A 20,439-nucleotide genomic window follows, 5' to 3' on the forward strand; every position below is an offset into this window, starting at 1 on the left:
GTTCGCTCTCGCCGGCCCCGGCGAGAGTGCGAGTGACGGCCCGTCATGGAGCAGTTCCTCACCTTCGGGATCGTCGGCCTGAGCACCGCCGCGATCTACGCGGTCATCGGCAGCGGTCTGGTGCTCACCTACACGACGACCGGCGTCTTCAACTTCGCGCACGGCGCGGCGGGCATGCTGTCGGCCTTCACCTACTGGCAGCTCACCGGCGGCTGGGGCTGGCCGGTACCGGTGGCGCTGGCCGTGGTCCTGCTCGTCCTCGCCCCGGCCTTCGGCCTGTTCGTCGAGAGGGTCGTCCTGCGGCCCGTCCAGGCGCTGGGCGAGGCCGAACGGCTGGTCATGACGGTGGCGCTGCTCAGCGGACTCATCGCCGTCGCCCGCTGGATCTGGGATCCCAACGTGCCGCGCACGCTGCCCACGTTCTTCGCCGACCGTAAACCCTTCCACATCGGCTCGGCCGTGGTCACCTGGCACCAGGCCCTCACCATGGCCGTCGCGGTGCTGGTCGCGGTCGGCCTGCGGATCCTGCTCTACCGCACCCGCCCCGGCGCCGAGATGCGGGCGACCGTCGACGACCGCGCCCTGGTCGGGCTGACGGGAGCCCATCCCGTACGGGCCAACAAGACCGCCTGGATCCTCGGCACCCAACTCGCCGCGATCGGCGGCATCCTCATCGCCCCTACCGTCACCCTCGACGCCGCCCAGCTCTCGCTGCTGATCGTGAGCGCCTACACCGCGGCCATCTTCGGCCGGCTCCGCAGCGTGCCCCTGACCTTCGTCGGCGCGATCGTGGTCGGCTGCATGGAGAGCTATCTGACGGGCTATCTCCCGCAGAGCGCCTACCTGCCCGGCCTCAGGCTGGCCGCCCCCGCACTGCTGCTGTTCGTGGCCCTGCTGGCGTTCCCGCACCGGCGGCTGCGCGGCCGGGACCGCAAGCTGCGCCCGGTGCCGGTTCCGACGGCCCGCGGCACGGCCGTGTTCGCCGTCTGCGTCGTCGCGTTCGGCGCGGTACTGGCCTCGGTCCTCGGCGACGCCGACCTCATCACCTACGGCGCCATCTTCTCGCTCGGCGTGGTGGCCCTGTCGTACGTACCCCTGGCCGGGTACGCCGGGCAGATCTCGCTCTGCCAGCTGAGCATGGCCGGGATCGGGGCCGTCGTCTGGGCCCACCTGGGCGCGCACGGGGAGTTCTGGGCCCTCGGCGCCGCGATCCTGGTCTCCGCGGTGGCCGGCGCCGTCGTCGCGCTGCCCGCGCTGCGGCTGTCCGGGGTGTATCTGGCGCTCGGGACCGCCGCCTTCGCGGTCGTCCTGGACCGGTGGATCTTCACCCTGCCGGCCTTCCACCTCTTCGGGATGCGGATCGCCCTGTTCGACCAGGGCTCGGTGGACGTGGCCGGACCCCGGCTCTTCGGCCTCGAACTGGACACCGCGGCGAAGCAACTGGTGTTCGCGGCCGTCTGCCTCGCGCTCGCCTCGCTGGTCGTGGCGGCGGTGCGCCGGGGCCGCTTCGGGCGGCGGCTGATCGCACTGCGTGACAGCGAGGCCGCCTACGCGACCCTCGGCGGCAGCCTGCTGCGGGCCAAGGTCCTGGTGTTCGCGCTCTCCTCGGGGATCGCCGGACTCGGCGGCGCGCTCTACGGAATGCAGCAGCGGTCCATCACCGCCGACCAGTTCAACCTGGTGGCGGGACTGCCCATCTTCCTGGTCGCGGTGGTCGGGGGCCTCGGCACGGTCGGCAACGGACTGTTCGCCGGGACCGCCTACATCGGCCCGACGAACGCGCTGGTCGCCGTGGCGCCCTGGGCGCAGAACCTCGTCGCCCTGCTGCCCGGCCTCGCCGGCATCGGACTCGGCCACAACCCCGACGGCATCGTCGTCCGCTTCCGCCGCGAGTGGGAGCCGCTCGGCCGGGACCGGATCGCCCGGCCCGGCCTGCTCTGCGTACTCGCCCTGCTGTGGGTCCTGCGGCTCGGCGACCTGATCAACGGCTGGACGTTCCTGGGCTGTTCGGTGGCCGCGGGGGTGGCGCTGCGGATCTGGGCGACGGCCCGGCAGACCGCCGCCCCGACCGAACCGGAGGTCCCCGTCGAATGGTGGGGACTGCGGCGCGCCTGGCGCCCCGAGGACAGGGAGGTGCTCGCCCGTGGCCTCGCTGCGGATTAGCGGAGTGACCGTCGCCTTCGGCGGCAACCGGGCTCTGGACGGCGTCGCCCTGACCGCCGAACCGGGCCGCGTGACCGGACTCATCGGCCCCAACGGAGCCGGCAAGAGCACCCTGTTCGACGTCGCCTCCGGACTGCGCAGGCCCTCCGCCGGACAGGTCTTCCTCGACGGACAGGACATCACCCGGACCAGTCCCGCGGGCCGCGCCCGGCGCGGACTCGCCCGCACCTTCCAGCGGCTGGAGCTCTTCGGCCGACTCACCGTCCGCGACAACCTCCTGGTCGCGGCCGAACTCGGCCCCGACAGGCGCCGGGCGCACCACGCCGTCACCGAGACCCTCACCAGGCTCGGCCTGACACATCTCGCCGACAGCCCGCCCGACGCACTGCCCACCGGAGTTGGCCGCCTGGTCGAGGTCGGCCGCGCGATGGTCATCCGGCCCAAGGTGCTCCTGCTCGACGAACCCGCCGCCGGACAGGACAGCGAGGAGACCGAACGGTTCGCCGCGCTGCTGCGCTCGCTGACCGACGACGGCACGGCCGTGGTCCTCGTCGAACACGACATGAGCCTCGTCATGGGCGTGTGCGACCAGGTGTACGTACTCGATCTCGGCAAGGTCATCGCCTCCGGCCCGCCCGAGCTGATCCGGAACGACGAGACCGTCCTGGCGGCCTACCTGGGGGACGCGTGAGCGCCATTCTCGAACTGAGCGGCGTCCGTGCCGCCTACGACCGGATCACGGTCCTGCACGGCGTCGACCTCCAGGTCGCCGCCGGGCAGGTGGTGGCCCTGCTGGGCCCGAACGGGGCGGGCAAGACCACCACCCTGCGCGTCGCCGCCGGAGTCCACCCCGTCGAATCCGGCCATCTCCGGCTGGGCGGCCGGGACATGACCGGAGCCGACCCCCGCGACCTGGCCCGCGCCGGGGTCTGTCTGATCCCCGAGGGCCGCGGAGTGTTCCCCAACCTGTCCGTCCGCGACAACCTCCTGATGATGACCTTCACCGGCCGCAGCCGTGCGGAGATCGAGGAGCTCGCCTTCCAGCGCTTCCCGATCCTCCACCGCCGCGCCTCGCAGGCGGCCGGCACCCTCTCCGGCGGCGAGCAGCAGATGCTCGCCCTCGCCCGCGGCCTCGCCACCGGCCCCGCCGTCCTGCTGCTCGACGAACTCTCCATGGGGCTCGCCCCGTTGATCGTCGGCCGGCTCTACGAACAGGTCGCCGAGATCGCCCGGCAGGGCGTGGCCGTCCTGGTGGTCGAGCAGTTCGCGGCCGCCGTCCTCGACATCGCCGACCACGCGGCCGTCCTCGTACGTGGCCGGGTCCAACGGCAGGGCCACCCCGACGGCGGGCTGCGCGCCGAACTGTCCGCCCTCTACCTGGGGAGTTCCGCATGACCACCACCGAGCCGCGCGCGGAGCGCTTCGTCCGAGAACTGGCGGTACTGAAGATCCCCGACCCGGCCGCCGCCCGTGCCACCCTCTGGCTGCGCCTCGGCGTCCTGCTGATGGTGGGCGGCCTCGTGCTCGGCGTGTCGGGCTACCTGGTCTCCCACAACACCGTCGACCCGCTCGTCCAGGGCGACGGACTCGCACTCGGACTGGGGGGCATCTCCGCGACCGTGGTGGGCTCCGCGCTCTTCCTTCGGTACTCGCTGACCGGCTTCCTGCGCTTCTGGATGGCCCGCCAGTCCTACGACATCAACCTGCTCGCCGACCGCCTGCTCGAAAGGGACATCCACCATGACCCCACCGGTAACGACGCCGCGCCCCGGTGACCAGCTCGCCAGCGCCGTCTGCAGTACGCGGGTGGTCGTCGTCCGCGCCCCCGCGGGCGGCTCGGTCCAGCTCTCCTGCGGGGGCAGTCCGATGGTCCCCGCGACCGGCGCGAAGCCGGCACCCGGCGGCGCGGCCGAGGCCGTCACCCTCATCGGAAAGCGGTACGTGGACGCAGGCGGGGCCCTCGAAGTGCTCTGCACCTCCTCCGGCGCCGGCGAACTGAGCTGCGACGGCGTCCCGATGACCATCAAGGCGGCCAAGCCGCTGCCCGCCTCCGACTAGCCGTACGCACTCAAGCCCCCACCCGAGCCGCCTGCCTCCCCCCTTCCGGAAGGGAACCCGTCATGGATCGAGACGATCTCATCCTCATCAGCGTCGACGACCACATCATCGAACCCCCCGACATGTTCGTGAACCACCTCCCCGAGCGGTACAAGGACGACGCGCCCCAGCTGGTCCACCAGGACGACGGCACCGACACCTGGACGTTCCGGGAGACCGTGATCCGCACCGCCGCGCTGAACGCGGTGGCCGGCCGGCCCAAGGAGGAGTACGGCCTCGAACCGCAGGCCCTGGACGAGATCCGCCCCGGTTGCTACGACGTGAACGAGCGTGTCGCCGACATGAACGCGGGCGGCATCCTCGCCCAGATGAACTTCCCGTCCTTCCCGGGCTTCGCGGCCAGGCTGTTCGCCACGGAGGACGCCGACTTCTCACTCGCGCTGGTACGGGCCTACAACGACTGGCACATCGACGAATGGTGCGGGGCGCATCCCGGGCGGTTCATCCCGATGGCGATCCCGGTCATCTGGGACGCCGAACTGTGCGCGGCGGAGGTCCGCCGGGTGGCCGCCAAGGGCTGCCACTCGCTGACCTTCACCGAGAACCCCGCGGTGCTCGGGTACCCGAGCTTCCACGACCCGTACTGGAACCCCCTCTGGCGGGCGCTGTCCGACACCAACACCGTCCTGTCGGTGCACATCGGCTCCTCGGGCAGGCTGGCGATCCCGGCGGTCGACTCGCCGCCCGACGTCATGATCACCCTGCAGCCGATGAACATCGTCTCGGCCGCCGCCGACCTGCTGTGGTCCCAGCCGGTCAAGGACTTCCCCGATCTGAAGATCGCCCTGTCGGAGGGCGGCACGGGCTGGATCCCCTACTTCTTGGAGCGGGTGGACCGCACCTTCGAGATGCACGCGGCCTGGACCCTCCAGGACTTCGGCGGGAAGCTGCCGTCGGAGGTCTTCCGGGAGCACTTCCTCACCTGCTTCATCAGCGACCCGATGGGGGTGAAACTCCGTCACGAGATCGGCATCGACAACATCGCCTGGGAGTGCGACTACCCGCACAGCGACTCGATGTGGCCGGAGGCGCCCGAGGAACTCATGGGGGTGATGGAGCGCTTCGACGTGCCCGACTCGGACATCGCCAGGATGACCCACGAGAACGCCATGCGCTGGTACTCCTTCGATCCCTTCACCCATGTCCCGCGCGAGCAGGCCACGGTGGGGGCGCTGCGCAAGCGGGCCGAGGGCCACGACGTGTCCATCCAGTCGCGCAGCCACCGTCTGATCGAACCCGCCGAGAAGCTGGAGGCGTACCGCTCCCGGGCGCGCGCGGCGACGGGTGCCGCCCGATGAGCGACCTGGTCCTGACCGAACGGGTCGACAACGTCCTCGTCGCGACCCTGAACCGGCCCGAGGCCCGCAACGCCCTGAGTCCGGAGCTGATCGACGACCTGTCGGACGTACTGCGGGAGGCGGACGCCGATCCGGGGGTCCGGGCGATCGTCCTGACGGGCGCCGGAACCGTGTTCTGCGCCGGCATGGACCTCAAGGCGTTCGCGAAGGGCGGCGGCAGGTTCGACGGCCTGGTGTGGTTCTTCCGGGACGGCATCGGCACCCCCGTGATCGCGGCGCTGAACGGCTCCGCCCTCGGCGGCGGCTTCGAAATGGTGCTGGCCTGCGACCTGGTCGTGGCGGCGAAGGACGCCAGGCTCGGGATCGCCGAGGTCAAGCGGGGCCTGTTCGCGGCCGGGGGAGGTACGACGCTCGCCGACCGGGTGCCGCTGGCGGTCGCCCTGGAGATGGGCCTGACCGGCGATCCGGTCACGGCCGCGCAGGCCGAGCGGGCCGGCCTGGTGAACCGCGCCGTCCCCGCCGACCGGGTACGGGAGGAGGCGCTCGCCCTGGCCGGGCGGATCGCTGCCAACGGTCCACTGGGCGTCGCCATGACCAAGAAGCTGATACGGGAACGCCGCTGGGCCGAACCGGACGAGGTCGTGTCGGTGTTCCGCAGCAAGGACGCGGCGGAGGGCGCCCACGCCTTCGCGGAGCGCCGAACGCCGGTGTGGACCGGCAGCTGACGCGCGGCGTCCCCCGACGGCCGCCGTACGGTGCCCACGGCGCCCGGAGCGTCACCACGGGGTGACGTCGGGCCCGGTCGGCACGGTGCGCCGGCAGCCGCGCCGCGCGATGGGTTCAGCGCCCGCCCGCCGCCGCGCCGGACGAGGAGGGGGCGTCCGACGCCGTGGCGGCCGGGGTGCCGGTGGCTGTGGCGGCCGGGGCGTCGGTGGCCGTGGCGGGCGGTGAGGGAGCGCCCGCCACGGTGACCTCGCCGATCCCGTCGACCAGGCCCCAGCCGAGCGCCTCCGCCGCGCTCAACGTGCCGCCCGACAGGGCGAGATACGCGGTGCGCTCCCGGCCGATGCGGACCGGGAGGCTCGCCGTGCCGCCCGCGCCCGGAATCAGCCCCATCCCGACCTCCGGCAGCCGGATCACCGTGTCCGGCGCGGCCAGCACCCGCCCCGCGAAGGCCGCCAGCTCGATCCCGGCGCCGACACAGGCGCCGTGCAGATGCGCGGTCACCCGGGGACCGCACTCCTGGAGCAGCGCGGCCGGACTGCGCCGCACCCTCAGCAGGTGGGCCTGCGCCGGATCGCGGGACGTCCCGAACTCGGCCAGGTCACCTCCGCTGCAGAACGCGGCACCGTTCCCGTACAGCTCGACGTGCGCGATCGACGGATCCGCCACGGCGACGTGCAGCGCCTCGCACAGGGCGTCCCGGGTCCCGGCGTCGAACGCGTTCCGTACCCACGGCCGGTCGAAGGTGATGGCAAGCCGGTCGCCGTCACGACACAGCCGTACGGGCTCGGCGGCCGGACGCGGAGTGCGCGGGCGCGCCGAGGCCAGCCAGGCACGGAAACCCGCGCCGCTCTGCAGCATCGAGTAGGCGAGGGACTCGAGCACCAGCCGCTCGGGCGGATCGACTTGGCCGCCCATGCGCAGCACCTGCGTCAGCGCGACGGAGGCCGTCGGCTGCGCCGCGACGATCGCCGCGAGGCGCTGGGCGACGGCGTACGGGTCCGCGCACCCCACCCACGGTCGCGGGGGATCGGCGACACCGGTGAGCAGGATGTCGAACTCCGCGCCCGCGTCGACCGGTTCCGCCGCCACACCGACGAGCACCCGATCCTTCGCGTCGGCCCGCACCGGCGCCTCCCGGTCGAGGTCGACCAGGTGGAAGGGCGAGTCCAAGGTCATGTCGTTCCCCTCCCCCAACCGGCGGCGACTGGAGTGTAATGGGGGATCGCCATGGTGGAGAAGGGGGTTCATGAATTGGAGAACGATACTCTCCGGGGCTGGATGGAACCCGTCGAGCCGTTCCTCGGCCCCCTCCACGACGTGGCGAAGGCCTTCACCGGCCTCACCGGCGTGCCCGTGGACATACCGACCGCCCTCTTCCTCCGTGCCGACCTCACCGGCCTCCCCCTGCCCGGCAGGGTCTCGGCCGGCGGTTCCTGCCACCTCCTCGAAACCGCCGACGGCTGGGCCGCCGTGAACCTGGCCCGCCCCGACGACCTGGCCGCCGTGCCCGCTCTCGTCGCGCTGCTCGGGGGAGCCGGGACGGAGAAACCGCACGAGGCGGCGCGCCGGGCCGCGGCGGCCGAGGTCGCGGCACACGCGCAACTGCTCGGGATCGCGGCCGCCGCCCACGGTTCGGCCCGCGGCATCCGCGCTCCCGTACGCGCCGAGCGAGGCGGGGCGGCGAGCCCACGCGACCTGGCCGGGCTGCGGATCGTCGACTTCTCGGCCCTGTGGGCGGGCCCCCTGTGCGCCCGGCTGCTGGGGGCGGCGGGCGCGAGGGTCGTGAAGGTGGAGAGCACGACCCGACCGGACGGCGCGCGCAGGGGATCGCCCGCCTTCTACCGCTGGCTGCACGACGGACACGAGAGCCTGGTGCTCGATTTCGCCTCCGGCGCACCCGCCGAGGTCGTCGCCGAGGCGGACGTCGTCATCGAGGCGTCACGCCCGAGGGCACTGCGCCGAGTGGGCATCCACGCCGAGGAGTTCCTCGCGGCCCGCCCCGGCCGTGTCTGGCTGAGCATCACCGGCTACGGCCGCGACGAGGACCGTATCGCCTTCGGCGACGACGCGGCGGTTGCGGGCGGCCTCACCGGCATCGACCGCGCCTGCGCCCCCGTCTTTCTGGGCGACGCGCTCGCCGACCCGGTCACCGGCGTCTTCGCCGCCCATGCGGTCGCCCGCTCGCTGGCCGACGGCGGAGGCGAGCTTCTCGGCCTCTCCATGGCCGCCTGCGCCGCCGCCCTCACCGGCAGCCGTTGACATGCTGATCACGGACGTGGAGGTCGAGGGCCACGGCAGGGTGGACGTGCGCCTCGGAGGAGGACGGGTCGTCGGGATCGGTCGACGACGGGCGGGGCGCGGCGATGTCGACGGCCGGGGCGGCGCGTTGCTGGTCGGCCTGCACGACCACCACGTACACCTGGCGGCACTGGCGGCCGAGGCGGCGTCCGTGCGGGTCGGTCCGGCGGATGTGCGCGACCGGGAGGGACTGGTGGCCGCCCTGCGGCGGGGGGCGCCGGGGGAGTGGGTGCGCGCCGTCGGCTACCACGAGAGTGTCGCGGGGGAGCTCGACCGGTGGATGCTGGACGGCTTCGCGCCCGATCGGCCGGTGCGGGTCCAGCATCGCAGCGGGGCCCTGTGGGTGTGGAACAGCGCCGCGCTGCGGGCCGCCGGGCTGGACGGCGAGGGCGACGGGCTGGACGGCGAAGGCGACGGGCGGTTCTGGCGGGAGGACGAGAGGCTGCGCGGGTTCGCTCCGCCCGTACGACTGGATCTGCGCGGCGTGGGAGCCCGGGCCGCGGCGTACGGGATCACCGGGTTCACCAACGCGGATCCGCAGCCGGGGGAGGGGCTGGCCGAGCTGCTCTCGGTGCTGCCGCAGCGGCTCGTCGTGATGGGGCTCGGCGACGCGCCGGTGAAGTTCCTGCTCGACGACGCGACCCTGCCGACGCCGGACGAACTCGCGGCGTCCATGGCGGTGGTGCGGCCCCGCCCGGTGGCCGTGCACTGTGTGACCCGGGTGCAGTTGCTCGTGACCCTGCTCGCCCTGGACGAGGCCGGGCCGGTCGCGGGTGACCGGATCGAGCACGGGTCGGTGATCCCGGCCGAGGCGATGCCCTGGCTCGCGCGGCACGGCGTGACGGTCGTGACCCAACCGCACTTTCCCGTGGAGCGGGGCCGGGAGTACGCGACCGATGTGGACCCGGACGACCAGGGCCACCTGTACCGCTGCCGGTCCCTGGCCGAGGCGGGGATTCCGCTCGCCGCCGGGACCGACGCGCCGTACGGGAGTGCCGACCCCTGGGCGGTGATGCGGGCGGCCGTCGGTCGGTCCGGCGGGGAGGCGATGGACCGGCGCGCGGCGCTGGACCTGTTCGCGGGAGAGCACCAACACCCCTCACGAGTAAGGAAGTTGACCGTCGGCTCGGTCGCCGACCTGTGCCTCCTCCGCGTACCGCTGAAAGAAGCCCTCGACCTCATGTCCGCCGACGTCGTTCGCGCGACGTTCGTCGGCGGACAGCGGATCACGCCGCCGGAGTGAACACCCAGGGCACTACACGCTGTACCCGCCGTCCACCCCCAGCGCCTGCCCGGTGATGAAGCCGGCGCGGTCCGAGGCCAGGAACGCCACCGCCTCAGCGATGTCCTTCGCCTCGCCGAAACGGCGCAGCGGGATGTTGCGCCGGGTGATGTCCAGCGCCGCCGTGTCGAGTTCGCCGGAGCTGATCAGACGGGCGGCGATGCCGTCGGTGAGCATGCCGGGGCCGACGCAGTTCACGCGGACGCCATAGCGGCCCTCCTCGGCGGCCAGCGCTCGCGCCACCGCCTCGACCGCCCCCTTCGTGCCCGACGACAGCCCGTCGCGCACGGGGAACCGGCGGGTGGCCACGGTGGTGACGGCGACGATGGAACCCCGCGTCTCCCGCAGCCGGGGCAGCGCGGGATGGGCGAGGTTGAAGAACGCCACCGCGTCCGCGTCGAGCTGGGCCCGGTACTGGCTCGGCGTCACCTTGCTGAGGTGCACCATCGGCACATGCGGGCCCGCCGCGTACACCAGCGTGTGCAGGCCCCCGAAGGCGTCGGCCGCCTCGGCGACCGCCTCCGCCGTGGCCCGCTCGTCGGCCAGGTCGAGGCGCAGCGCGAGGACTTGACGCCCGTTTGCCTTCACCTCGGCGGCGAGGGCGTCGGCCCCGGCCTGGCTGGTGCGGTACGTGAACGCCACGTCGCTGCCGCGCTCGGCGAGCATGCGCACGACGGCCGCGCCGATGCCGCCGGTGCCGCCCGCGACGAACGCGACGCCGGTCCTGCTGGAGAAGTCCGCCATGCTGCTCACAGTCCCAGGGATTTGGCGATGATGACCTTCATGACCTCGCTGGTGCCGGCGTAGATGCGGGTGATGCGCGCATCCGCGTACAGCCGGGCGATGGGGTACTCCAGGATGTATCCGTACCCCCCGAAGAGTTGCAGACAGCGGTCGACCGCGCGTGCCTGCATCTCCGTGCAGAACAGTTTGACCTTGGCCGCGTCCGCTCCGGAGAGTTCCCCGTCGACGAGCTCGCGCACCGCCCGGTCGAGCATCATCTGTGCGGCCTCGATCTCGGCTGCCACCGCGGCGAGTTCGAACTTCGTGTTCTGGAAGGAGGCGACCACAGTCCCGAACACCTGCCGTTCCCTGACGTATTCGAGGGTCGTGTCGAGTGCCGCCTTCGCCTGGGCGACCGAGCCGACCGCCACCGTCATCCGCTCCTGGGGGAGGTTGTGGCCGAGATAGCCGAAGGCCTCGCCCTCCTCGCCGAGCCGGTTGGCGACCGGGACCCGCACCTCGTCGAAGGACAGCTCCACGGTGTCCTGCACCTTGATGCCCATCTTGTCGAGCACCCGGCCGCGCGCGAACCCGGGCATGCCGTCCTCCACGACCAGCAGGGTCAGGCCCGCCCGCCGGTTGTCGGGATCGGTCGACGTACGCGCCACGACGATCACCAGGTCGGCGAGGAGACCGCCGGTGATGAACGTCTTGGCCCCGTTGAGGACGTAGGCGTCCCCGTCGCGCACGGCGGTGGTACGGATGCCCGCGAGATCGGAGCCCGTGCCCGGTTCGGTCATGGCGACGGCGGTCAGGAGCCGTCCCGCCGCGAGGCCGGGGAACCAGCGCTCGCGCTGGTCCTCGTCGCAGTACGCGAGGAAGTACGGCAGGACGACGTCGAGTTGGGTGCGTACGGTGCCGAGCGTGACCAGGGCGCGGGCCGCCTCCTCCTGGAGTACGACGTTGTAGCGGTAGTCGTGCAGGCCCGCTCCGCCGTACGCCTCCGGTATGGAGATGCCCAGCACTCCGAGCGAGCCGAGCTTCTCGAAGAGCTCGCGCGGAAGCCGGCCCGCGTGCTCCCACTCCGTGTAGTGGGGGACCACCTCCTTGGCCACGAAGTCCCGGACGAGCTGCCGGAACGCCTCGTGGTCGGCGGTGAAGAGTTCTCGGCGCACGACGTCCTCCGTGAGGGTGCTCAGGATGCGGGGGATACGAGCTCTACGAGGGTCGCGTTGGCGGTGCCGCCGCCCTCGCACATGGTCTGAAGGCCGTAGCGGATCCCTTGGTCCCGCATGTGGTGAACCATCCGGGTCATCAGCACCGCCCCCGACGCGCCGAGCGGATGCCCGAGCGCGATCGCGCCGCCCAGCGGATTGAGCAGCGCCGGGTCGGCGCCGGTCTCGGCGAGCCAGGCCAGGGGTACGGGCGCGAAGGCCTCGTTCACCTCGAAGACGCCGACCTCCGGCAGGCCCACGCCCGTCTTCCGCAGCACCTTCTCGGTCGCGGGGATCGGGCCGGTGAGCATGAGCACCGGGTCGGAGCCGGTGACCACGCCCGCGTGGTAACGCACGAGCGGCGTCAGCCCCAGCTCGCGCGCCTTCTCCGGTGTGGTCACCAGCAGCGCCGCCGCCCCGTCGGAGATCTGGGAGGCGTTGCCCGCGTGGATCACACCGTCCTCGGTGAACGCCGGCCTGAGCTTGGCGAGGGTCTCGACACTCGTACCGCGCCGGATGCCCTCGTCGAGGGTCACGGTCGTCGCCCCCTCGGTCGACACGGCGGTGATCTGAGCCTCGAAGGCACCGGCGTCCCGCGCCGCCGCGGCCCGCTCGTGCGACAGCGCCGAGAACGCGTCGAGCCGCTCCCGTGCGAAGCCCCACTTCTGCGCGATCTTCTCGGCGGAGATGCCCTGGTTGAAGGAGAAGTCCTGGTAGCGGGTGAGGACCTGGGGCCCGTACGGCATGCCGGTGGAGCGCGCTGCCCCGAGCGGGACCCGGCTCATCACCTCGACTCCGCCCGCCACGACGACGTCCTGCTGGCCGGACATGACCGCCTGCGCGGCGAAGTCCAGCGCCTGCTGGCTCGATCCGCAGGCCCGGTTGACCGTGGTCCCCGGGATGCTCTCGGGCCAGCCCGCGGCCAGCACCGCATAGCGCCCGATATTGCTGGACTGGTCCCCGACCTGTGAGACACAGCCCCAGATCACGTCGTCGACGACCTCCGGATCGATGCCCGTCCGCTCGACAAGCGCGCCCAGGACGACCGCGGAGAGGTCGGCGGCGTGCATGCCCGACAGCCCGCCGTTCCGCTTGCCCACGGCGGTGCGGACCGCCTCCACGATCACTGCTTCCCGCATGTCGACCCTTCCGGTCGTTGAGATGGCGTCGAGCTCGGTACCGCCCAGCGGCCCGTGAAGACCGGCTCCCGTTTCTCCTTGAACGCGGAGTACGCCTCCGGGACGTCCGTCGTCGCGAAGTTGACCGCCTGGCCCCGCGCCTCGTTCGCGAGCGCGTCCCGCAGTGTGCGGTCCGCGCCCTCGTTCAGCAGCGCCTTGTTCTGGGCGAGGGCCACCGGGGCGCCCGCCACCAGCCGCGCCCCGAGGCGCGCCACGAAGTCGTCGATCTCCTCGGCGGGCACCACCCACGTCACCAGGTTCAGCGACCGCGCCTCCTCGGCGTCGATCGTCTCGGCGAGCAGCGCGAGCCGTTTGGCCTGCTGCAGACCCACGAGCCTCGGCAACAGCCAGGATCCCCCGCAGTCGAGGGACAGCCCGCGCCGCGCGAAGATCTGCGAGAACCTCGACTCCGGAGTGGCGACCACCAGATCGCACCCGAGCGCCAGGTTCCACCCCGCGCCGACCGCCACCCCGGTCACCATGGCGACGGTCGGGACGGGCAACTCGTGCAGCAGCAGGGTGACTTCGCTCAGGGTGCGCATCCGGTACATGGGGTGCGCGGCGCTGAGTCCCCCCGAGATGTCCGCGCCGGAGCAGAACGCGCCACCGGCCCCGGTCAGCACGAGTGTTCGTACGGACCGGTCGTTCCCGGCGTCCGTGAGCGCGTCCCGCAGCGCGCGCCACAACTCCTCGTCGATCGCGTTCCTGCGGTGCGGACGGTTCAGCGTCAGCGTCCGTACGCCGCCCCAGTCGCAGGAGAGCAGCACCGGCTCCTCGCTCACGGCAACTCCCCCTCGGCGCGGATCCCCAGTTCGGCGAGGACGGCCGCGGTGTGTTCGCCGAGGGCCGGGATCGGCCCCATCGGCTGTTCGTAGCCGGAGATGACCGGCGGCGGCAGCAGCGCCGGCACCGGACCGCCCGGCGTGTCGATCTCGCGCCAGCGGTCGCGGGCCGTCAGATGCGGGTGCGCGACGACGTCGCTCGGGGTGTTGTAGCGGGAGTTCCCTATCCCCGCGGCATCCGCACGGTCCTGGACGTACACCAGGTCATGACGCGCGCACCAGGCGCCGATCTCCGCGTCGAGTACCTCACTGTGCGCGACCCGGCCGGAGTTGCTCCGGAAGCGCTTGTCGTCCGCCAGGTCCGGGCGGCCGAGGAGCTCACGCGCGAGCCGCTGCCACTCGCCGTCGTTGGTGGTGCCGAGGACGACGGTGTGACCGTCGGCCGTGGGATAGGCCCCGTACGGTGCCACCGCGGGCGAGCCCATGCCCTTCGGCTCCTGGTCCACGCCCGTGTGCCTGGTGTAGGTCAGCGAGTAGCCCATCAACTCCGTCATGGTGTCGAACAGGCTGACCGCGGCGGAGGTGGGCCCCTGAACCCGGCCGCGCTCCTTCCCGCAGAGCAGCGCCATGATCGACAGGGCGGCGTACAGACCGGTGCTCACATCGGCCATCGGCGGCCCCGCCTTGGCCGGCGCGCCCGGTCGGCCCGTGGTCGCGCACGCCCCCGACTCGGCCTGGACCAGCAGGTCGTAGGCGCGCTTGTGGGAGAGCGGCCCGCCGGGCCCGTATCCGTCGATCTCCACCGCGATGAGCTCGGGGTGGCTCACGGCCAGATCGGCGGGGGCGATGCCGAGTTTCGCGGTCGCCCCGGGCGTGAGGTTGGAGACCAGGACGTCGGCGCGGTCGAGCAGTCGGCGCAGCACCGCCATCCCGGCCGGGGACTTGAGGTCCAGGGCCACCGACTCCTTGCCCCGGTTGAGCCAGACGAAGTGGGCCGCGAGGCCGCCCACCACGTCGTCGTAGTGCCGGGCGAAGTCGCCGCCCCGGGGGTTCTCGACCTTGATCACCCGCGCCCCGAAGTCACCCAGCGTGCGGGTGCACATGGGAGCCGACACCGCCTGCTCCAGGGTCACCACGGTGATGCCCGCGAGGGGACCGGCCGAGCCGTGTCCTGGCGCGTCCACGCGTTCAGTTGTCACTCGGCTTGCTCCAATCGCGCCGCAGTCCGTCCTTCAGCACCTTCTGACTGGCGTTGCGCGGCAGCGCGTCGACGAACCGGACGTGCCGGGGGACCTTGAAGTTGGCCATGTTCTCGCGTGCCCAGGCGACGACGTCGGCCTCGGTGAGCCGGTGGCCCGGCCGCACGACGAGGAAGGCGCAGCCGACCTCACCGAGACGCTCGTCCGGCACTCCGATGACGGCGGCCTGCTCGATGGCCTCGTTCCCGAGCAGCAGCTTCTCGATCTCGGCCGGATAGGCGTTGAAACCGCCGACGATGTACAGGTCCTTCTTGCGGTCGACGATGGAGAGGTTTCCCCTCTCGTCGAGGCGCCCGACATCACCGGTGTGCAGCCATCCCTCGGCGTCGATGGCCGCCGCGGTGGCCTCGGGGTCGTTCCAGTACCCGCGGGTGACGTTGTAGCCGCGTACCAGGACTTCGCCGTGCTGCCCGGCGGGAACGGCCAGGCCCCGGTCGTCGACGATGCTCACCTCGACGTCCGGGATGGTCCGTCCCGTGGTCCGTGCGACCGTCTCCTCCGAGTCCCCGATCCGGGTGGTCGTCACCAACGCGGTCGACTCCGTCAGCCCGTACGCGCTCATCACGATGTCGAAGGACAGTTCCGACTTCATGGCGCGGATCAGCGATTCCGGAATGGTGGTGCCGCCCGTCATGGACACCCGCAGCGAGGAAAGGTCGAACGCGGCACGGTCCGGATGGTTGACCAGGTCCTGGAAAATGGTGGGAGGCCCCAAGAGAATGCTGACCCGTTCCCGGCCGATGATCTCGAGCGCCCGCCCCGGGTCGAAGGTGCGCATGGGAATCACCGTCACGCCGTGGATCAGGGAAGCGAGCCACCCCGCTTTGTAACCGAAGCAGTGGAAGAACGGCGGGATGATCAGAAAGCTGTCGGAATTCCTGAACGTGTATTCCTCGGACATCCAGCCATAGGCGCGCAGGGACTGTCCATGGGTCAGGACGACGCCCTTGGGATGGCCGGTGGTGCCGGAGGTGAACATCACGTCGGACACGTCGTCCGGGGTGAGCCGGTCGATCAAGTCGTGGGCCATGGACGAGGAGTCGGCTTCTCCCGCCCGAAGGAAGTCCTCCCACGCGAGGTCCGCCGCCCCCTGGGGGCCGAGAATCGACACCGTCCTGCGCAACGCGGGCAGATCCGGATCGGCGTTCCTCAACTCGGCTATGTAGTCATTGCCGAGGAAGGACGAGGCGAAGACGGCCTTCGCTCCGGACTTGCGCAGAATGTAGGAGATCTCCGCTGCCTTGAACCTGGTGTTGAGCGGCACCACGATGCCCCCGGCGCCCTGGATGCCGAGCGCGGCCAGGATCCACTCGGCGGAGTTCGGAGCGCACAGACCGACACGGTCCCCCGGCTCGACCCCCAGCGCGACGGCGGCCTTTATGGCCCGGACCATCTGCTGCTCCAGCTCACGGAAACTCCACCGCCGGCTCTCGTCGACGATGGCCGGCGCGTCCGCGAATTGCTTGGCGGCAACTCTGATCACATGGGGAATACTCCGGTATTCGAGGTCGTATCGCACGGGTGAACTCCCATCGGACATGAAATCCCGCTGATCCAGGTGCTAGTTGCCGGACGGCAGACCCAGGACCCGTTTCGCGATGATGTTGCGCTGGATCTGCGATGTTCCGCCGTACACGGACGCCGCTCTGGAATAGAGGAAGTCCCCGAAGAGCTCGCTCGCCCCTCCTCGCCCCGCGTGCCCCCCGTCCCCGCCCCGGAGTTGTTCCTCGGGGAAGACCTTGAGCGCCGTCTCGTAGAGCCGCTGCTCGGTCCTGGTCATCAGCAGCTTGTCGATGGACGACTCCGGTCCTGCGAGCTGTCCGGCCAGCCGCTCGGCGGTGCGGCGCCGGGCGTGCGCCACCAGGACCTCGTAGTCCACGAAGCACCGGCCGATCTCGGACATCAGCCCGTCCGGAAGGTCTCCTCGGCGTTCCCGGGCGGCGCGCCGCAGCCGCTCGACGAGCAGCCCGTACTTCGAGAGGTGACCGGTGTCCAGGGCGTTGCGCTCGTACGACACCGTCGTCATGGCCAGTGGCCAGCCGTCGCCCTCGGCGCCGATGCGCTCGGAGCGGGCGATGCGTACGTCGTCGAGGAACAGCTCGCAGAACTCGTCGTCGCCGTTGGCCGCCCTGAGCGGCCGTACCGTCACGCCCGGCCGGTCCAGCGGCAGGGCGAACGCCGAGATCGACTGGTGCGCGGGCGCCGACCGGTCGGTCCTTGCGAGCAGCAGGCACAGACCGGAGTACTGCGCGTAGCTGGTCCAGAGCTTCTGCCCGCGTACGGTGTAGTGGTCCTCGTGCGAGGTCGCGACCGTGCTCATCCCCGCGAGGTCCGATCCGGCTCCCGGCTCGCTGAAGCCCTGACACCACACGTCGTCACCGGCGAGCATGCGCGGCAGCCAGCGTCGGCGCTGCTCCTCGGAGCCGAACTCCAGGAGCGCGTGGGCGAGATAGCCGATCCGGGGGACTCCGGGGGCGTGACAGGCGCCGAGTTCATCGCTGACGGCGACCTGGTGCAGCGCGCTCAGGCCCTGGCCGCCGTACTGGACGGGGACGTCGAGGCCCACCCAGCCGCCCGAGTACAGCAGGCGGTGCCACCGGTGGAGGAAGACCGGGACCGGCTCGTCCGGGAGGCGTTCGGGCAGCGGGTGGTCGGCCATCCAGGCACGGAACCGGCGGCGCAGCCGTTCGAGGTCCGCGGGGTCGCCGAAGTCCAGGGGGGTCTCGGTCATCGGGTCAGCTCCGGCTGGGCCAGCGTCGTCAGGAGATCGGCCGTCGTCGCCAGCGTCATGGCGCCCAGGCGGACCTTGCGGAGGTACAGGTGCGCGATGTGCTCCCAGGTCTGGGCGATACCGCCGAAGACCTGCATGCCCGTGTACACCGCGTCGAGGGCGGAGGCGTTCACCTCGGCCTTGGCGACGCGCGCGGCCGTCAGGGCCCTCGCGGGCGACTCGTTGTCCAGGCACCACGCGGCGTACCGGGTGGCACTGGTGCAGGCCTCGACGAGGACCGTCGCGTCGGCGAGCAGATGCTGGACCGCCTGGAACGAGCCGACCTCCCGCCCGTACTGACGCCGCTCCCGGGCGTACTCGACGCTCAGCCGGACGAACGACCCGGCCGCGCCGACGAGTTCACTGCTCACCAGGACGAGCGCGTAGGCCTGCCAGTGCTGGTACTCGTGTGCGTCGAGCCGGCCGAGGACGCGTGCGGTCGGCTCGGACGACACCGAGCGAATGCCGCGCAGGAGGTCGATGCCCGGTGCGGTCGGGCCGAGTTCGAGCGCGGTCACCGTTCCGTCGGGTGCGACGCACAGCGCGCTGTCCGCTCCCTCGCAGTCCCAGGCGAGGAGTCGGGACGGGGAGGAGCCCGGAGCGGAGCCCGGGAAGCGCAGGTCGTGCGCGAGGGCGATCGTCGGTGTCGCGCCATGGGGCGGGGGTTCGGCACGGTCGAGGAGTCGCAGCAGCTCCGGGGCGAGCAGCACGGTGCCGACCAGGGAGGTGGTCAGGGGCTGCCGGCCGTGTTCCTCGGCGAGCAGGGCGCACTCCTGGACGGTGGCGGCCGGGGGTGAGGAGCGGCGCAGTTCGGCGAGGCCCAGTTTGCCGAGCGCCTCCTGCGCGGCGGTGCGTGCGGTCGGCTTCACCTCGTCGGTCGAGCCGATCCGGAACCGTGCGGCGAACGTGCGGAACATGTCCCGTACGAGCAGGAACTCCTCGGCCTCCACCGTCAGTCCTCCTTGGCCTCGGTGTCGGTCGGCCGTCGTCGGGCGCGGGACGCCAACTCCTCGACGATCCTGATGTGGTCGGGGCTGGTCATGGTCGCCCGCTCGGCCATCAGCGCCGCCTCCATGCCACCGCGCGACACCTGCTCGACCACCACGGCGAGGGCCATCTTGGTGGCGCGCAGCGCCTCGGCAGGCTGGGCCGCCAGCCGCCGGGCCAGCGCGAGGGCCTCCTTCTGAAGGTCCTCGGGGGGAACGGTACGGTTCGCCAGGCCCAGTTCGACCGCCGTGGCGGCCGGAATGCGGTCGCCGGTGAAGAGGTACTCCTTCGCGCGGAGCAGGCTGGTGAGCAGGGGCCAGAGGGTCACCCCGCCGTCGCCCGCCACCAGACCGACCGAGACATGGGGGTCCGCGAGGTAGGCGTCCTCCGCCATCAGGACCAGGTCGCAGCCCAGCGCCAGGCTGCAACCCAGGCCGACCGCGGGGCCGTTGACCGCCGCGACGACGGGGAGCGGGAAGCGGATCATCGCCGTCTGGATGCTGCGGTCGAGCCGGATCGACCGCTCGCGCAGCTCCGGATCGCTGTGGTGGCGCCGCAGGTGGTCGAAGTCCCCGCCCGCGCTGAACGCCCGGCCCGCGCCGGTGAGGACGACGGCCCGTGCGCCGGGATCGTCCGCCAACTCCCGCCAGACGTCGGCCAGCCGGCGGTGGAGCTCCTCGGACACGCCGTTCAGCCGCTCGGGCCTGTTGAGCGTGACGATACGGATGTCGCCGTCCGCTTCGACGGTGATGACGGAGCTGACCTCGCCCATGGGGACCCCATCTCCAGTGCCTCAGTCGCCCCAACCTCAGATGATATTAAAGGTCAGACCGAATGGCCGTCAATGATCCGGAGGGGACCGCCTTGAGCTCGCGGGAGTCAGTCCTGCGTCGGCCCGGACAGTTCCACCTGGCCCCGCCGGTCCACGCGCGCGGCCGCGTCGGCGAATCCGCACACATGGCGCGCCATGCGCCGCATCGCCGCCGGGCCGTCCTGGTCGCGGATCGCCTCGGTGATCTTCGCGTGCGCGCGGGCGGTGATCGAGCGGATCTCGGCGTCCATGAACTGTTCGAGGTTCGTGGCGGCGTAGATCGACTGCGAGAGCGCGCTCATGAACCCGATCAGGAGTTCGTTGTCGCTGGCCCTCGCCACCGCGCTGTGCCAGTCGATGTTCGCCCGCAGGAAGCGCGGGATGTCGTCCCCGGCCTCGACGAGATCCCGCTGGGCGGCGTCCAGTTCGGCGAGATCACGGTCGGTGCGGCGCACCGCCGCCAGCGCGGCGCACGTGGGCTCGATGGCCTCCCGTGTCTCGTGCAGCGCCTCCAGCCGGATCCGCTGCCCCCGGATGACCAACTGCACGGTACTGGCGAGCGATTCACGGCCCGGCCGGTGCACGAAGGCGCCGCCGCCGCGGCCCGGCCGGATCTGGAGCAGCTTCTCCACCTCGAGAATCCGCAGTGCCTCCCGTACCGTGGCGCGGCTCAGCCCCGTCTGCTCGACGAGTTGACGCTCCGGCGGCAGCGCCATGCCCTCGGTGAACTCGCCGGAGAGAATGCGCTCACGTACCTCCGACGCCAGGACGTCCGATGCCTTCGGAACCGTCAGGGCGTCGAAGCGCGGGTGAGACCTACCGGGCATGTA

Annotated in this window: 20 protein-coding genes; 9 read left to right on the top strand and 11 right to left on the bottom strand. The window is 71.8% G+C overall.

Features of this window, described 5'->3' with window-relative positions; all coding sequences use genetic code 11:
- Positions 1–45: 45 nt before the first annotated feature.
- From ACFVWD_RS09675 to ACFVWD_RS09705, 7 genes are all read left to right on the top strand, one after another.
- Positions 46–2,163 (top strand): ABC transporter permease, encoded by a 2,118-nt coding sequence (locus ACFVWD_RS09675; protein ID WP_389594761.1) that lies wholly within the window; start codon positions 46–48, stop codon positions 2,161–2,163.
- Positions 2,144–2,854, top strand: coding sequence for an ABC transporter ATP-binding protein (locus tag ACFVWD_RS09680; RefSeq protein ID WP_389594762.1), 711 nt, complete (start codon positions 2,144–2,146; stop codon positions 2,852–2,854). Before ACFVWD_RS09675 ends, ACFVWD_RS09680 begins: the two co-directional genes overlap by 20 nt.
- Positions 2,851–3,558 carry an ABC transporter ATP-binding protein gene (locus ACFVWD_RS09685; protein ID WP_389594763.1) on the top strand — a complete coding sequence of 236 codons (708 nt, stop codon included), beginning with the start codon at positions 2,851–2,853 and terminating at the stop codon, positions 3,556–3,558. The genes ACFVWD_RS09680 and ACFVWD_RS09685 overlap by 4 nt, the downstream gene beginning before the upstream one ends.
- Positions 3,555–3,938 carry a hypothetical protein gene (locus ACFVWD_RS09690; RefSeq protein ID WP_389594764.1) on the top strand — a complete coding sequence of 128 codons (384 nt, stop codon included), beginning with the start codon at positions 3,555–3,557 and terminating at the stop codon, positions 3,936–3,938. Before ACFVWD_RS09685 ends, ACFVWD_RS09690 begins: the two co-directional genes overlap by 4 nt.
- Entirely contained in the window at positions 3,904–4,221 is a 318-nt protein-coding gene (locus tag ACFVWD_RS09695; RefSeq protein WP_389594765.1) for a hypothetical protein, read from the top strand. The genes ACFVWD_RS09690 and ACFVWD_RS09695 overlap by 35 nt, the downstream gene beginning before the upstream one ends.
- Before the next feature lie 62 nt (positions 4,222–4,283).
- Positions 4,284–5,579, top strand: coding sequence for an amidohydrolase family protein (locus ACFVWD_RS09700; RefSeq protein ID WP_389594766.1), 1,296 nt, complete (start codon positions 4,284–4,286; stop codon positions 5,577–5,579).
- Positions 5,576–6,304: an enoyl-CoA hydratase-related protein gene (locus ACFVWD_RS09705; protein ID WP_389594767.1), complete on the top strand. Its 729-nt coding sequence runs from the start codon at positions 5,576–5,578 to the stop codon at positions 6,302–6,304. The genes ACFVWD_RS09700 and ACFVWD_RS09705 overlap by 4 nt, the downstream gene beginning before the upstream one ends.
- Positions 6,305–6,419: 115 nt before the next feature.
- Here the strand turns inward: ACFVWD_RS09705 and ACFVWD_RS09710 are convergent, their stop codons facing one another.
- On the bottom strand, positions 6,420–7,481 hold the full coding sequence (locus ACFVWD_RS09710) for an enoyl-CoA hydratase/isomerase family protein (RefSeq protein ID WP_389594768.1): 1,062 nt from the start codon (positions 7,479–7,481) through the stop codon (positions 6,420–6,422).
- Between the two features lie 102 nt (positions 7,482–7,583).
- Here ACFVWD_RS09710 and ACFVWD_RS09715 point away from each other — a divergent pair, with 102 nt between their 5' ends.
- Both ACFVWD_RS09715 and ACFVWD_RS09720 read left to right on the top strand, forming a co-directional pair.
- Positions 7,584–8,564 (top strand): CoA transferase, encoded by a 981-nt coding sequence (locus ACFVWD_RS09715; RefSeq protein ID WP_389594769.1) that lies wholly within the window; start codon positions 7,584–7,586, stop codon positions 8,562–8,564.
- A gap of 1 nt (position 8,565) precedes the next feature.
- A complete protein-coding gene (locus ACFVWD_RS09720; protein WP_389594771.1) occupies positions 8,566–9,846 on the top strand; it encodes an amidohydrolase family protein in 1,281 nt (426 codons plus the stop codon).
- 12 nt (positions 9,847–9,858) lie between these two features.
- Here ACFVWD_RS09720 and ACFVWD_RS09725 read toward each other — a convergent pair whose 3' ends face one another.
- The 10 genes from ACFVWD_RS09725 to ACFVWD_RS09770 form a co-directional block, all read right to left on the bottom strand.
- Positions 9,859–10,629 (bottom strand): SDR family NAD(P)-dependent oxidoreductase, encoded by a 771-nt coding sequence (locus ACFVWD_RS09725; RefSeq protein ID WP_389594772.1) that lies wholly within the window; start codon positions 10,627–10,629, stop codon positions 9,859–9,861.
- Positions 10,630–10,634: 5 nt separating this feature from the next.
- Positions 10,635–11,783: an acyl-CoA dehydrogenase family protein gene (locus tag ACFVWD_RS09730; protein ID WP_389594773.1), complete on the bottom strand. Its 1,149-nt coding sequence runs from the start codon at positions 11,781–11,783 to the stop codon at positions 10,635–10,637.
- Between the two features lie 20 nt (positions 11,784–11,803).
- Entirely contained in the window at positions 11,804–12,961 is a 1,158-nt protein-coding gene (locus ACFVWD_RS09735; protein WP_389594775.1) for a thiolase family protein, read from the bottom strand.
- Positions 12,946–13,782 carry an enoyl-CoA hydratase/isomerase family protein gene (locus ACFVWD_RS09740; protein ID WP_389594777.1) on the bottom strand — a complete coding sequence of 279 codons (837 nt, stop codon included), beginning with the start codon at positions 13,780–13,782 and terminating at the stop codon, positions 12,946–12,948. Before ACFVWD_RS09740 ends, ACFVWD_RS09735 begins: the two co-directional genes overlap by 16 nt.
- The gene (locus tag ACFVWD_RS09745; protein ID WP_389594778.1) at positions 13,779–14,981 is read right to left on the bottom strand and encodes a CaiB/BaiF CoA transferase family protein; all 1,203 of its coding nucleotides are present in this window, start codon (positions 14,979–14,981) and stop codon (positions 13,779–13,781) included. Before ACFVWD_RS09745 ends, ACFVWD_RS09740 begins: the two co-directional genes overlap by 4 nt.
- On the bottom strand, positions 14,971–16,560 hold the full coding sequence (locus ACFVWD_RS09750) for a FadD3 family acyl-CoA ligase (protein ID WP_389594780.1): 1,590 nt from the start codon (positions 16,558–16,560) through the stop codon (positions 14,971–14,973). The genes ACFVWD_RS09745 and ACFVWD_RS09750 overlap by 11 nt, the downstream gene beginning before the upstream one ends.
- A gap of 42 nt (positions 16,561–16,602) precedes the next feature.
- The gene (locus ACFVWD_RS09755) at positions 16,603–17,772 is read right to left on the bottom strand and encodes an acyl-CoA dehydrogenase family protein (protein WP_389594781.1); all 1,170 of its coding nucleotides are present in this window, start codon (positions 17,770–17,772) and stop codon (positions 16,603–16,605) included.
- Positions 17,769–18,761, bottom strand: a complete 993-nt coding sequence (locus tag ACFVWD_RS09760) for an acyl-CoA dehydrogenase family protein (RefSeq protein WP_389594783.1) — start codon at positions 18,759–18,761, stop codon at positions 17,769–17,771. The genes ACFVWD_RS09755 and ACFVWD_RS09760 overlap by 4 nt, the downstream gene beginning before the upstream one ends.
- A 2-nt stretch (positions 18,762–18,763) precedes the next feature.
- Positions 18,764–19,570, bottom strand: coding sequence for an enoyl-CoA hydratase/isomerase family protein (locus tag ACFVWD_RS09765; protein ID WP_101406897.1), 807 nt, complete (start codon positions 19,568–19,570; stop codon positions 18,764–18,766).
- A 107-nt stretch (positions 19,571–19,677) separates the two neighbouring features.
- Entirely contained in the window at positions 19,678–20,436 is a 759-nt protein-coding gene (locus ACFVWD_RS09770; protein ID WP_389594785.1) for a FadR/GntR family transcriptional regulator, read from the bottom strand.
- Positions 20,437–20,439 lie beyond the last annotated feature (3 nt).

Source organism: Streptomyces sp. NPDC058086, assembly GCF_042885015.1.
GTDB lineage: Bacteria > Actinomycetota > Actinomycetes > Streptomycetales > Streptomycetaceae > Streptomyces.